This is a genomic window from Psychrobacter cryohalolentis K5 (genome assembly GCF_000013905.1).
In the GTDB taxonomy this organism is placed as follows: Bacteria; Pseudomonadota; Gammaproteobacteria; order Pseudomonadales; family Moraxellaceae; genus Psychrobacter; species Psychrobacter cryohalolentis.
In genome coordinates, this window is sequence record NC_007969.1 from 2168037 (window position 1) to 2181866 (window position 13830).

At 43.2% G+C, this 13830-nt stretch carries 10 protein-coding genes; 6 read left to right on the forward strand and 4 right to left on the reverse strand.

The features are described 5' to 3' along the window. The first annotated feature begins 21 nt into the window (after window positions 1-21). Window positions 22-582, forward strand: coding sequence for an SMC-Scp complex subunit ScpB (scpB, locus tag PCRYO_RS08950; protein ID WP_011514075.1), 561 nt, complete (start codon window positions 22-24; stop codon window positions 580-582). A gap of 108 nt (window positions 583-690) precedes the next feature. Here the strand turns inward: scpB and lolA are convergent, their stop codons facing one another. The 3 genes from lolA to rplU form a co-directional block, all read right to left on the reverse strand. Beyond that, window positions 691-1392, reverse strand: coding sequence for an outer membrane lipoprotein chaperone LolA (gene lolA, locus PCRYO_RS08955; RefSeq protein ID WP_011514076.1), 702 nt, complete (start codon window positions 1390-1392; stop codon window positions 691-693). Between the two features lie 351 nt (window positions 1393-1743). Continuing rightward, entirely contained in the window at window positions 1744-2001 is a 258-nt protein-coding gene (rpmA, locus tag PCRYO_RS08960) for a 50S ribosomal protein L27 (protein WP_010199200.1), read from the reverse strand. A gap of 94 nt (window positions 2002-2095) precedes the next feature. Beyond that, a complete protein-coding gene (rplU, locus tag PCRYO_RS08965; RefSeq protein ID WP_011280837.1) occupies window positions 2096-2407 on the reverse strand; it encodes a 50S ribosomal protein L21 in 312 nt (103 codons plus the stop codon). A 686-nt stretch (window positions 2408-3093) separates the two neighbouring features. Here rplU and PCRYO_RS08970 point away from each other — a divergent pair. The 5 genes from PCRYO_RS08970 (at window position 3094) to hemB (ending at window position 12317) form a co-directional block, all read left to right on the forward strand. Further along, window positions 3094-4023, forward strand: a complete 930-nt coding sequence (locus PCRYO_RS08970) for a polyprenyl synthetase family protein (RefSeq protein WP_406626822.1) — start codon at window positions 3094-3096, stop codon at window positions 4021-4023. Window positions 4024-4570: 547 nt separating this feature from the next. Then, a complete protein-coding gene (locus tag PCRYO_RS08975; protein WP_011514078.1) occupies window positions 4571-5917 on the forward strand; it encodes an efflux RND transporter periplasmic adaptor subunit in 1347 nt (448 codons plus the stop codon). 35 nt (window positions 5918-5952) lie between these two features. Continuing rightward, complete coding sequence (locus PCRYO_RS08980) at window positions 5953-9255, forward strand: efflux RND transporter permease subunit (RefSeq protein WP_011514079.1); 3303 nt, start codon at window positions 5953-5955, stop codon at window positions 9253-9255. Next, a complete protein-coding gene (locus tag PCRYO_RS08985) occupies window positions 9252-11054 on the forward strand; it encodes an efflux transporter outer membrane subunit (RefSeq protein ID WP_011514080.1) in 1803 nt (600 codons plus the stop codon). Before PCRYO_RS08980 ends, PCRYO_RS08985 begins: the two co-directional genes overlap by 4 nt. A gap of 255 nt (window positions 11055-11309) precedes the next feature. Then, window positions 11310-12317 carry a porphobilinogen synthase gene (hemB, locus tag PCRYO_RS08990; RefSeq protein WP_011514081.1) on the forward strand — a complete coding sequence of 336 codons (1008 nt, stop codon included), beginning with the start codon at window positions 11310-11312 and terminating at the stop codon, window positions 12315-12317. 241 nt (window positions 12318-12558) lie between these two features. On the opposite strand, the gene PCRYO_RS08995 is transcribed toward hemB, so the two are convergent. After that, window positions 12559-13551 (reverse strand): glutathione S-transferase family protein, encoded by a 993-nt coding sequence (locus PCRYO_RS08995; protein ID WP_011514082.1) that lies wholly within the window; start codon window positions 13549-13551, stop codon window positions 12559-12561. Window positions 13552-13830 lie beyond the last annotated feature (279 nt).

Consider the following 13830-nt stretch of genomic DNA (forward strand, 5'->3'; position numbering starts at 1 on the left):
ACTGAAGAAGATTATATTGAAATGGCAGATATAGACGACCCTAAAGACCACCTACTATCTATTGAAGACATAAGTAAACAGATTGAAGTTTTACTTCATGCTTCAGAAGCACCCTTAACTACTAATCACTTAAAAAAACACTTATTCTTAACGACTAATAAGTTAGAGCAGGCACTAGAACTGCTAAAGCAACGCTTAAATCTTGGCGTATTAAGTTTGCATCATACTGCCAGTGGTTATCGTTTGCAAATCGCTGATAGCCATAGCGCCTTAATACAGAATGTCTTTCCCCAGCGTCAAGAACGTCTCAGCCAAGCCTTGCTAGAGACTTTGAGCGTGATTGCTTACAAGCAACCGGTGACACGTAGCGATATAGAACATGTGCGCGGCGTGACGCTATCGAGCAATATATTGCGTCAATTGTTTGATAAAGGCTGGATTGAAGAAAATGGTTACAAAGATACTTTAGGGCGTCCGGCATTACTGCATACTACGTCTCAATTCTTAGATGCTTTTGGACTGAGCCATTTAGATGAGCTACCGCCCATGCCAGAGATAGACAGTATCAGAGCATCCTCTTAAATAAATCCGATAAAATACTCTTGCTCAATAAAAAAGGACACGCCTATTAGGTATGTCCTTTTTTATTATTCTAATCAGCTAGCTTAATGAATAAAATGCTGATCACTTCTACTGATTGATAATATCAACACCTTTTGGCGGGGTAAACTTAAACTGATTGCTGCTAATGCTTGGGTTCATTTTGATACCGCTAAATTTAATAGAAGTAGTCTGTCCTAAGCTATCATTTAACACCATCATCACAGGCTTGCCACCGCTAAAGCTCATTGATAAGCTTTTAAAGCTAGCACTATCTGACTTTGGATACAGCACATAGTAGTTTTTATTGGCATACGGCTGGGTGATTTTAAAGTTCTTATCAATTTTACTTGGATCACCTGATAGTAATAGCGCTGGCGTATTACCCACTTGGCTGTCTACGTTTTGTTTAGTGGCTTGCTCCAAGTCCTTATCATAAACCCACATCGAGCTACCATTTGCCACAATCAGCTGTTCTGACGGTGACTTGGTTTCCCAGCGGAAATTATTTGGACGTTGCACGCTCATGGTACCACTGAACGTACCACTATTAGCGCCTTTAGTCGTCTGGCTAAAGTTGGCCGTCATGCTCTTAGTATTGGTCAACAGCTTGTTTAAACGCTTAGCTGCCGTTATATTGTCAGCTGGCGCTGCCATCGCCGATTGCGTTATCGCCATCATAGGCGCTGCGACGCCAAGCGTAGTCATTAAGACGCCTGCCAATGCTCCGCCCATCATCTTTTGTTTTAGCGTTGTTGTCTGTTTAGTTGATTGGTTGGTTAATAAAGTCATTATAAATCCTCTCTAAAAATGCAAAATAGCATAAAAATAAAACGTTTTATCAAATTTTTGTTTTCGGTAAATGTTTATCATACGAGTACAAAACCGGTGTGATAAAACAATGAGGACAGTGTGCCAGTTTTTTTATTACGCGCCTAGTCATGATTTGCAATCATTACTACTGCTGGCATACAGGCTTGTAAATACAACAGTTACAAAGTAATAAATAGCCTTTATTCTAGTTTTAATCAGTGGTTAACATAAGCTTATAAGCATAAAAAACCCCTACTACCAAACGGTAATAAGGGCTTTTTTAGTCATCAAATTATTTTATCTAAAAGATAAAATAATCTAGATGGGCAACTAGGCGCTTTCAACCATCACATAACGACGGTTAAATTTACCTTTGGTCGCAAACTTTACCACACCGTCATTTAGTGCAAATAAAGTATGGTCACGACCCATGCCAACACCTTCGCCGGCGTGGAATTCTGTACCACGTTGACGAACGATGATGTTACCAGCGACGATGGCTTGACCGCCAAATATTTTTACGCCTAGCATTTTTGGGTTTGAATCACGACCGTTACGGCTTGAACCGGCAGCTTTTTTATGTGCCATGAGAAAATCTCCTTGTTAATGTGACTTATCGCTAATGCGACAACTCTTAAGCTTTTAGTGCGTTATTAATCATCAATAAACTGACAATCATTAATTAAGCATTAATCGCTTTGATTTTTAACAAGGTATACCATTGGCGGTGACCTTGCTCTTTGTGATAATGCTTACGACGGTTGTGCTTGACGATACGGATTTTTTCGCCGCGACCATGCTCAACAACTTCAACTTCAACACTAGCGCCTTCAACGATAGGCTGACCGATCTTGACAGTTTCACCATCAACAATCATCAACACATCTTCAAATTTGATTGTTTCGCCTGTTTCTGCTTTAAGTAATTCAACTTTAAGCAATTCATTAACGACTACACGGTGCTGTTTACCACCAGTTTTGATTACTGCGTACATTGTATGACTCCGTTTAACCCGTGTGCCGTGGCTGATATCATACCAACACTTCGACGACGAACACGACAGGGAAAAATTAAAGGCAAGATTTTACGGCTTTTCGCTGATAAAAGCAAGCCGCACCTCTTGTTTTTGTATGGTGGTGATACCAAAAATCTATACTCGTATCAGACACAATGTCATTGATTAATCAGCGCAATGTATATCGCTATTAATACAGACCGCCTAATAACACGCAGAGATAGTGGTTAAAATCCAACAGCGGCTATTATAGCTTATCTAATCAGATACTTACAGTTTTTTGTAAATAGACATGTAATAAGTATCTATTCATTAGTCATCGTTGTTTAGATCACTTAGCTGCTAATAGCTACTTACCAGTGATTTGCTGATTTTCACCATAATAAACGCTGTAATATTCGCCTGAACCTCAAGCGCCGTATCGTATTTTGCTATACTTAAATCAACAATATCACTAGACAGCTATGCTATCATGCATAAAACGCTGGCTTTGCTAAGTATCACTATTAAAAGTATCGCTATTAAAATATTCTTTATTTTTATTGGTATGATTATCTATTATGACTTGTACTCCTTTATCTAAAACCGCTGCGCCATTAATCAATCTATCGTCTACACCAACCTATGCTGATATCCAGAGCATTGTGGCTGATGATTTCGATATTATGGACAAACAAGTGTTTGGCAGCCTTAATTCCAAAGTTAAGCTGGTGATGAATGTCTCACAGCACGTGATTAACGCTGGCGGCAAACGTATGCGCCCATTAATTACCTTGTTATGCGCGCGAATGCTTAATGATGAGCCATCGAAGCAAGCCATGCATTTGGCAGCGATTACTGAGATGCTGCATACGGCAACCTTGGTACATGATGATGTGATTGATGAATCAGGACAGCGCCGTGGTAAGCCTACTGCCAATGCCACTTGGGATAATGCGACAGCTGTCTTGGTCGGCGATTATTTGATTGCTCGCGCTTTTAATTTGTTAGTGGGCTTTCAAAGCTTGCCACTATTGCAAGTGTTTTCAGACGGTACTTGTGATATTGCTGAAGGTGAAGTATTACAACTGCAGCATCAGCATAATCCTGAAGCAACTGAGCAAGATTACCTCAATATCATCGATGGTAAGACTTCACGATTATTTATGATGGCAACTCAAGGCGCTGCGATTTTGCAAGGTCAAACGCAGCATTTGCAAGCATTGGCTAATTTTGGTCAGCACTTTGGCAATGCTTTTCAAATTGTCGATGACGTGCTTGATTACAGTGGCGATAGTGCGCTGATGGGTAAAAATCTCGGCGATGATCTAGCTGAAGGCAAACCTACTCTACCTACTATTAAAGCACTCGAACTACTCAAAGACAGCAACAAAGAAGGCTATGAGCAGCTGCGTATCGCCGTCCAAACGGGCAAAACCCCCAATGCAGAACAGTTAATCGCCTTAGTACGCCATTCAGGCTCACTAGATTACTGTAAACAGCGGGCTTTAGAAGAAACAAAGCTTGCCCAACAAGCACTCAGCAGTTTGCCGGATAATCGCTATCGTCAGGGCCTATACCAGTTGACTGAACTTGCCAGTGCTCGCTTATTATAATTATCAAATAACAACGCTTAGTTATTATTTATATTGCTACTACATTGATAAGACTCAAATCGATACTGCTTATATTGATATAAGCAGTTAAATGTTTTTATTGCTAAATTTTTACTTAATTATTGCTATAGCAATGTTTTTCTGAACAGACTAAATATTGCTTCTTATGTGTCTCCCTTTATTAATAATGCACTTCTATATTTTTTAAATAAACAAAATTTAACAATGTTATCACTAACTAACCAATGTAAATTTTGCCCTTCATTTTTAGCGTAATGCTTGTGTTTTCAATAGGTTCTAATCTTTTATTATCATAAACGGCAATGATAGCCGCCAGAAACGGTTTTTTTCGCCTTGACTGTGGGGTATACCCTATAGTTTATAATCTCTTATTAAATTTACTTATCCGGTTATTGAGTATTCGATGTACTGTGATAACGATAAATGCCTAATAGTTTTTTATATTTTCTACGTTAAGATGTATCCATAAACTTTTTATATTGTCACTATTTATTATTATATGATATTTATATTGCCGAGGACATTGATGAAGCACTCTTATCTTGCGCTTGTAATAGCAACTGTACTATCTGGAGCTGTACTGGTTGGCTGTGACAAAAAAGAGGATGCCGCTGGCGACGCGGCGGCGGCACAGCAACAAATGCCGCCCTCCGTCGTCAACGTTCAGACTGTTACTTTTGATACCGTACCACAAGTACAGACTTTTGCTGGACGTACAGCGGCTTATCAAACCGCTGACGTCCGCCCACAGGTAAACGGCATTATCGACGAAGTGTTGTTCCGTGAGGGCAGCAACGTCAAAAAAGGTCAACCTTTATATCGCATTAATACGGATAACTATGCGACGTCTATTACCAGTGGTCAGGCGGCAATAGCCCAAGCAGAGGCCAACTATCAGACGGCATTGGCTAATAATGCCAATGCAAAAGCGGATTTGGCCAGCCGTCAAGCGTCATTATCACAAGCACAAAATGATTTGCAACGTCTGCAAGGTTTGGTGGCTATTGATGCCATCTCAAAGCAGCAATACGATCAAGCACAAACCGCTGTGCGTACTGCACAAGCAGCTGTCCAAAGCGCCAATGCTGCTATCGGTCAATCACAAGCCGGTATTGAAAGCGCAAAAGCAGGTATCCAAACGGCGAAGGCTGGGTTGCAAGCGAGCACTTTAGATCTCAATCGTACTATCGTACGTGCGCCTATCTCAGGTCGTACAGATCGCTCGAGCGTCACTGCCGGTACATTGGTTAGCTCAGGTCAACCTACTCCTTTAGTGACTATCTCACGCCTAGATCCTATCTATGTCGATATCAGTCAATCATCCTCTGAGCTGCTTAAATTGCGTCAGCAGATCTCTGCAGGCAAAGCAAAAACTGGCATGAACTCAGTTGAATTGGTGTTAGAGGATGGTTCAACCTATCCTGTACGTGGCGAGTTGGCATTGTCAGAGGCGAAAGTCGATGAATCAACAGGGGCAGTGACCTTACGTGCCATCTTCCCAAATAACAGCAATATCTTATTACCCGGTATGTATGTCACTGCGCGCTTAACTCAAAGCGTCATTACCAATGCGGCATTAATTCCGCAAAGCGCAGTCACACGTACACCTAAGAGTGAAACGCAAGTCTATATCGTCGATGAAAACAACAAAATCCAAGTTCGTCCGGTCACGATTAATGGTACTTATCAAGGACGATGGGTAGTCACTGACGGTCTTCAAGCTGGCGACAAAGTCGTGATTATCGGCGGCGCAAAAGTGAAGCCTGAACAAGAGGTTATTGCGAAGCCATTAGAAAATCCAAACCCTGCGCCTGCTGCAAAAGAAGCTGCTGCCAAAACACCGCAGCAAGCTGCACAATCAGCCGCCAAATAATTCCATTCAAAGCTAGGAAGACTTAGGGATTTACTATGTCACGTTTTTTTATTGATCGCCCTATTTTTGCATGGGTGATGGCTATTTTAGTCATGCTTATCGGGATAATATCGGTTATTAACCTACCGATCGAGCAGTATCCACGTATTGCACCACCGACCATCTCAGTCAGTGCCAGCTATCCTGGTGCTAACGCACAAACTGTCGAGAACTCAGTCATACAGATCATTGAACAACGTATGAAGGGTCTTGATGGTCTGATGTATATGTCGTCATCGAGCTCGTCAAATGGTAGCGCCTCAGTGACGCTTACCTTTGAGAATGGTACTGATTCTGATACCGCACAAGTACAAGTACAGAACAAACTGCAAGCAGCGATGAGCTCCTTGCCTGAGTCTGTTCAGCGTCAAGGCGTCAACGTCAATAAATCGTCTAGCAGCTTTTTGATGGTGCAAGCATTTATTTCTGAAGATGGCACTATGGATCGAGCGGATATTGCCGATTACATTAACTCCAATGTCGTCGATTCGATCAGTCGTGTAGAGGGTGTGGGGGAAGTTCAAGTCTTCGGTTCTACCTATGCGATGCGTGTATGGCTTGACCCTTCACGCCTACGCAGCTATAACATGGTACCGTCTGATGTCGTCAATGCAATACGAGCGCAGAACGCGCAAGTATCTGCTGGTCAGCTAGGTCAAGCACCTGCTGATACCGATCAACAGGTTATCAATGCCACCGTTACAGTGCAAAGCTATCTACAAACACCTGAAGAATTCCAAAATATTCTGTTAAAAACAGATACCTCAGGCGCCCAAGTACGCTTAGGCGATGTGGCAGATGTCGAAATTGGTAGTGCAGACTATAGTGTAGTATCGCTATATAACGGTCAAGAAGCTGCCGCTTTGGGTATTTCACTCGCAGGTGGTGCTAACGCGCTTGAGACTCGTGAAGCCGTTGGCGCACGTATGGCGGAGCTAGAAAAAAACTTCCCAATTGGTCTAGTCTCAGTCGTTCCTTATGACACCACGCCATTCGTACGCTTGTCTATCGAACAAGTCGTCATGACCCTCATTGAGGCGATTGTGTTGGTATTTATCGTCATGTTCATTTTCTTACAGAACTGGCGTGCAACTATTATTCCGACGCTTGCCGTACCTGTCGTTTTACTGGGCACGTTCGCAGTGCTTTATGTAGCGGGCTTTAGTATCAACGTGCTGACCATGTTTGCGATGGTACTGTCCATCGGTCTACTGGTCGATGATGCGATCGTTGTGGTAGAGAACGTTGAACGTATCTTAGAAGAAGATCCTCATATTTCTATTAAAGACGCGACCATTCAATCGATGGGTGAGATTAGTAAGATTGTTATCGGTATTGCTTTGATTCTATCAGCAGTATTTGTACCGATGGCCTTCTTCGGGGGTTCAACGGGCGTAATTTACCGTCAGTTCTCCATTACTTTGATTACTGCTATGGTGTTATCAGCCATTGTCGCCCTTGTTTTCACCCCTGCGCTATGCGTGACCTTATTAAAACGTGGCAAGAGCCATGAAAAAGGCAACGAAGAAAAGCAAAAAGGCTTCTTTGGCTGGTTTAACCGCTCATTCTTTAAGCTTAGTCGTTCATACGAAGGCTTTGTCGGTAAAAGCTTTCGCTTCAAATGGTTATATTTGATTGGTTATGCGGCCATTATTGGCGTCATGGTGGTGGTATTCTTACGTATTCCCGGCTCATTTTTACCAGAAGAAGATCAAGGTATTATGTTTACCTTGGTTCAGCTTCCTGCCGGTTCGACGTTAGATGAAACACAAGAAGTGCTCGATAAAGTGAGTAACTATTACACCACACAAGAAGCTGATAATATCGCCTCCGTCTTTACAATTGCAGGCTTCAGCTTTGCAGGTCAAGGGCAAAATATGGGACTGGCATTCGTTCGCTTGTCAGATTGGGAAGCGCGTTCCGGTGATGAGAACACTGCTCAGGCTGTTGCTGGTCGAGCAATGGGTTACTTCTTTACCCAATTAAATGAAGCGCAAGTTTTTGCGATTGTACCGCCAGCCATTACCGAACTTGGTAACGCCAGTGGTTTTGATTTAATGATTCAAGATAATGGTAACCTTGGTCACGACGGGCTACTTGAAGCACGAAACATGCTGCTAGGCATGGCAGCGCAAAACGATCAAGTCGCTGGTGTACGCCCTAACGGTCAGGAAGACTCACCGCAGCTTAAGGTGAATATCAACCAAGAGCAAGCCGCCGCTTATGGCTTGTCACTAGGTAATATCAATAGCGTTATCTCCACCGCTTGGGGCTCAAGCTACGTGAATGACTTCATTGATCGTGGCCGTATTAAACGCGTCTTTGTTCAAGGTGAAGCGAGTAGCCGCACCAATCCGGATGATATTGGTAAATGGTACGTACGAAATGAAATGGGCGATATGATCTCATTTAATGCTTTTTCGACCAGTGAATGGCAATCAGGCTCACCACGTCTGACCCGCTACAACAGCTTACCGTCTATGAACATCCAAGGCAGTGCTGCGCCCGGTCTAAGTACTGGTGAAGCGATGAGCTCGATGGAAGCGATGATCGAAAAGCTACCTGAAGGTATCGGTTACGAGTGGACAGGTATGTCACTAGAAGAGCAAAAGTCAGGCGCTCAAGCACCGATGCTCTACGCACTTTCAATCTTAGTCGTGTTCTTATGTTTGGCAGCCCTCTATGAAAGCTGGTCTATTCCCTTCTCTGTCCTACTGGTCATTCCACTTGGGGTATTAGGGGCAGTCATATTTACGTGGTTACGAGGTTTCGCCAACGATATTTACCTACAAGTAGGTCTGCTTACCGTCGTAGGTCTATCGGCCAAAAACGCCATCTTGATTATCGAGTTTGCTAAAGAGCATCAAGAGGAAGGCTATAGTCTAAAAGAGGCCGTCATGACAGCAGCACGCCAACGTATGCGCCCCATTATCATGACCTCACTTGCCTTTGGTCTAGGTGTTGTGCCATTGTTCTTGGCGAGCGGTCCAGGTTCAGGCAGTCAAAATGCCATTGGTACCAGTGTGGTCGGTGGTGTTGTCTCTGCAACATTACTAGGCATCTTCTTTATTCCGATGTTCTATATCTGGATACGCAGTGTGTTCCCTCACAAGTATGAGAACAACAAGCCAAATAATGGTGGCAGTACGCCTGGCGGCTCTAACCCTGATAATCCAGACAGTCCTGCTGGACCAACAGAGTATAATGAACCACCGATCACACACGTTGACGACGATATGCAAAACATGACGCTTTCTAAGAGCGCTCAGTCTGCAAGCTTTGGAGATAATACACAATGAGTTTACGTTATTTTGTTACCCCCAACTCAGTAACTAAGGCAGTCTCTTTGACTGCCCGCGTTCGCCAAAATAGTGGACGTTTAATAGGTCTAACAGCCTTAGCGATGAGCATGGCGGCTTGTAATACCATTCCAAAGGCTGATACACGTCCTGTATTGGCGGTGCCTAATATTCCGATCGAACAAACCTATGGCGCGTTTGATAAAGAGACCGTTAGTAGCGCTGAGCAAGCCAGTCTTGCTAGTCAACGCTGGCAGAACTTTTACAGCGATGAGCGTTTAAAGGGTCTGATTGCTCTAGGTTTAGAGAACAATAAAGACTTTGAAAGTGCTCGTTTAGCGATTGAAAAAGCCCGTGCACAATATCAAATTACTGATATCAATGATCTACCTCGCATTGATGGTAATGCTGGCTATTCGCGCACGCGTCAACGCGGACAAACAGGCGATAACTATAATGTTAACCTTGGTCTTGCCAATTATGAGCTCGACTTTTGGGGTAAAATTGCCAGCTTAAAAGATCAAGCGTTGCAGAACTTTTTATCAACGACAGCGGCAAAAGACGCGACCCAGATCAGTCTGATTAGCAACATTGCTCAAAGCTATGCCAATTTGAGCTATAGCTTGGCGCAGCTACAACTGGCAGAGGCGACTGTAGAGAGCCGTGAGAAATCGCTATTTATTGCTAGCAAACGCTTTGAAGCTGGTATTGATCCTAAGCTGCCCTCTTTGCAATCTAGCGCCTCACTTGAAAATGCCCGACTTGCCGTTTTACGTGCCCAAAGCAGTATTTTAAAATCACGTAATGCATTGCAGTTTTTAGTTGGTGGACCGATTCCAACCAATCTGATTCCAACGCCTGCGGTCAGTAATATCACAAGTCAGCAAGTATTTAGTGCTGGCTTGCCAAGTGAGCTGCTACGCTATCGTCCTGATGTGTTGCAAGCAGAATATAATCTGAAAGCAGCTGGTGCGAATATCGAAGTGGCGCGCGCGTCTTATTACCCCTCTATCAGCTTGGCCAGTAATATTGGCTTAAGCAGCGGCAGTTTAAATGACCTGTTTAAAAGTGGTTCTGTCGGCTGGTCATTCGGTCCAAGCGTTAGTGTGCCTATCTTTGATGCTGGTCGCTTAGATGCCAACTATGATGTGGCACAAATCGAGCGTAAGCAGACGCTTGCAGGCTATGAGCGCTCAATTCAAACCGCTTTCCGTGAAGTGTCGGATGTCTTAGCCACCCGTGCAACTTTGGGCGAGCAGTTAGAGGGGCAGTATCGTTTGCAAGACAACTTTGAGCAAACGTATCAGATTGCTGATGCGCGCTTTAAAGCAGGTATCTCAAACTACCTAGACGTCCTTGATGCTCAGCGTTCGTTATTTTCAACGCAACAAGGCATTTTGGATTTAGAGCTACAGAAAATCATCAGTCAAGTTGAGCTTTATCAAGTGTTGGGTGGCGGTGCCAATCTAGATGTACCAACCGTGATTCCTGTACCGCACCATAGAAATCTGGTACAAGTAGTCAATGCAGCTGCCAATAGTAACAAGGCAAAAGCTACTGATGCTATCGATGCGGCAAGTTCTGCACGTGTGGTTTCTGCTCAAGAAGCCCTCGCCATTAAACAGGCACAGCCAGTAGAAAAATCGACCTTTAAGCCAACGGCTGTGGTCGATGTCAATAACGATGGCAAGACTGATGCTGCTCTCGGGGTGATTACTGAAGAAACCATCTCAAAAGAGACTCGCATTAAAGAAGTCAGTGTTGAGCAAGTACCAGTCACGCAGATTATTGAGCCATAAATCTTTATAAAGCCCTAAGCGCGTGACGTACTTTTATCGCGTTGATAGTCGATAACTACAATCAGCCCTACCGACTCATTATAGTAAGTCGGTAGGGCTTTTTGCTTTTGATAGTGCTTTTGCTTTTCATAGCTGGTATTGGGTATAGTATCGACATTGTGTGACGTACCTTTTTAAAAACCTCAATAGAAACCTCATTAAAAATCTCAGTAATTAAAAAAATAACCGTGATTGCCATTCAGATAAGGAAACAATATGACTTATACTTTTAACCGCCAATTCCCTGAAACTCGCCTACGTCGTTTGCGTTATAACGACAATATACGGGCGATGATTCGTGAAGTTGAGCTGCATCCCAAGCACTTTATCGCGCCCGTTTTTGTATTAGAAGGTACTAACGAGCGTCAAAAAATCGCTAGTATGCCGGGGGTTGAGCGCTTATCGATAGACCTGCTCATTAAGCACGCCAAAGACTTGTTAAGTGAAGGCGTCACGACCATCGATATCTTCCCAGTAATTGATAACTCACTAAAAACCCCTGATGGTAGGTCTGCTTATGATGAAAACGCTCTCACTGCACGTGCGGTAAAAGCGGTCAAAGATGCTGTGTCAGAGATGGTCGTCATGACCGATGTGGCATTGGACCCTTATACCTCACACGGTCAAGATGGCTTGCTGGATAACTCAGGCTATGTCGTAAATGATGCAACGGTTGAAGTATTGGTCAAGCAAGCGCTCGTCCATGCACGTGCTGGCGCTGATATCATCTCACCCAGTGACATGATGGATGGTCGTATCAAAGCCATGCGTGATGCCTTTGAAGCTGAAGGTTTTGTGAATACCGCTATCATGGCGTATTCAGCAAAATACGCTTCTGCTTATTACGGTCCATTCCGTGATGCGGTCGGTAGTGCGGGCAATTTAAAAGGTGGGCATAAGAAGCAGTATCAGATGGACTTTGGTAATCGTGCTGAAGCGCTACACGAAGTTGCCATGGACATTAATGAAGGCGCGGATATGGTGATGATTAAACCGGGTCAGCCATACTTGGATTTAATCCGTGAAGTCAAAAATACCTTTGGTGTACCAACGTTTGCATACCAAGTCTCTGGTGAATATGCCATGCATATGGCAGCGATTCAAAACGGCTGGCTCACGGATGCGGTGATTTTAGAATCACTCATTGGCTTCCGCCGTGCAGGTGCCGATGGTATCTTGACCTATTTTGCATTAGAAGCGGCAAGACAGCTGAATAACGCTTAATTTCAGCATATTTTTATATATAGTTAATCCACTTTTAAAAGGGTACAGAACTACTGGGTCTAATTATTCGCAGCCTCTGTCTGCGTAGGCACAGCAAGCAAGAAAAATTAACCCCAGTAGTACCTTATTATATTTGTATTTCTTTTATTTAGGACCGACTAGACTAAAAAAACCGTACCCACGACTTTATAGCAGCGGGTACGGTTTTTTATTTCTTTATCACAAAAACTCAAACAGCATTTTATAAAATAGCACTCGATAAATGTGCCCGCCCATGCGGCTTATCAAAGTCAATAACAGGACCAGCCGGTATCACTCCAGTTGGATTAATCGTTGCGTGGCTGGTGTAATAATGTGCTTTGATATGTTCCATATTCACGGTGTCTTTAATACCCGATACTTGATACAAATCACACAGATAGCCCCAAAGATTGGGATAATCAACGATGCGGCGAATATTACATTTAAAATGTCCAACATAAACGGCATCAAAACGCACTAAGGTCGTGAATAAGCGCCAATCCGCCTCAGTTATTGTGTTACCTATTAAGTAACGTTGGTCTGCCAAACGCACCTCTAACGTATCTAGCGCAGCGAATAGCGCAACGACCGCTTCTGTATAAGCAGCTTGCGTGCTCGCAAAACCAGCTTTATAGACGCCATTATTGATAGCATCATAAACAAACGTATTTATCTCATCAATGTCTATTATTGCATCGGATGGTAAAAAATCGCCAGCTACTGCCCCAACGCCATCAAAAGCTGAGTTAAACATACGAATGATCTCAGCAGATTCATTGCTGACGATGGTATTGATCTTTTTATCCCATAATACTGGTACTGTCACCCGCCCCGTATAATTTGGCTTTGCCGCGAGATAAACTTCATATAAATAACTTGCATTGATAATAGGGTCAGCGATAACACCTACACCCTCTGCAAACGTCCAACCTTTATCGCCCATAAAAGGATGAACCACAGACATCGAAATAATATCTTCTAGACCTTTGAGTCTGTGGTAAATCGTGGTGCGATTTGCCCATGGACATGCCAAAGAGACATATAAATGATAACGGTTGGCTTCGGCTTGAAAGCCACCTTGACCCGATGGACCAACACTACCATCTAACGTTACCCAATTTCTAAAGCCTGCATCTTCTCGCTCAAAGCGTCCACCGTTAGATGCTGTATCATACCATTTATCCTGCCAGTACCCATCGACCAATAAACCCATACGGTGCTCCTAACCCTTTCACTGTTAACTTAACTTAACTTTATTAGATACTATTCGATTATCATCAGCGTTGTTTTCTATTATCTGCAATAGTGTTACTAGATTGCCCAGTACGAAGCGACTCATCGCTATTGACAATAAAAACTAAATTATAATTCTATTATAGCAATTAAAAATACATAAAAATCCTTATTTGACTGTCGATACAAAGCTAAATCGCAAGATCACAATAATAAGGCAGTTTTATTATAAAAAAGGCTTGCAAAATAGTGGAAACTT

Excerpts from the sequence above, each read along its gene's own strand:
- scpB (WP_011514075.1), top strand. The coding sequence starts at position 22 with ATGGCAGATATAGACGACCCTAAAGACCACCTACTATCTATTGAAGAC.
- PCRYO_RS08975 (WP_011514078.1), top strand. The coding sequence starts at position 4,571 with ATGAAGCACTCTTATCTTGCGCTTGTAATAGCAACTGTACTATCTGGA.
- PCRYO_RS08985 (WP_011514080.1), top strand. The coding sequence starts at position 9,252 with ATGAGTTTACGTTATTTTGTTACCCCCAACTCAGTAACTAAGGCAGTC.
- PCRYO_RS08980 (WP_011514079.1), top strand. The coding sequence starts at position 5,953 with ATGTCACGTTTTTTTATTGATCGCCCTATTTTTGCATGGGTGATGGCT.
- lolA (WP_011514076.1), bottom strand. The coding sequence starts at position 1,392 with ATGACTTTATTAACCAACCAATCAACTAAACAGACAACAACGCTAAAA.
- PCRYO_RS08995 (WP_011514082.1), bottom strand. The coding sequence starts at position 13,551 with ATGGGTTTATTGGTCGATGGGTACTGGCAGGATAAATGGTATGATACA.
- rpmA (WP_010199200.1), bottom strand. The coding sequence starts at position 2,001 with ATGGCACATAAAAAAGCTGCCGGTTCAAGCCGTAACGGTCGTGATTCA.
- rplU (WP_011280837.1), bottom strand. The coding sequence starts at position 2,407 with ATGTACGCAGTAATCAAAACTGGTGGTAAACAGCACCGTGTAGTCGTT.
- hemB (WP_011514081.1), top strand. The coding sequence starts at position 11,310 with ATGACTTATACTTTTAACCGCCAATTCCCTGAAACTCGCCTACGTCGT.
- PCRYO_RS08970 (WP_406626822.1), top strand. The coding sequence starts at position 3,094 with ATGGACAAACAAGTGTTTGGCAGCCTTAATTCCAAAGTTAAGCTGGTG.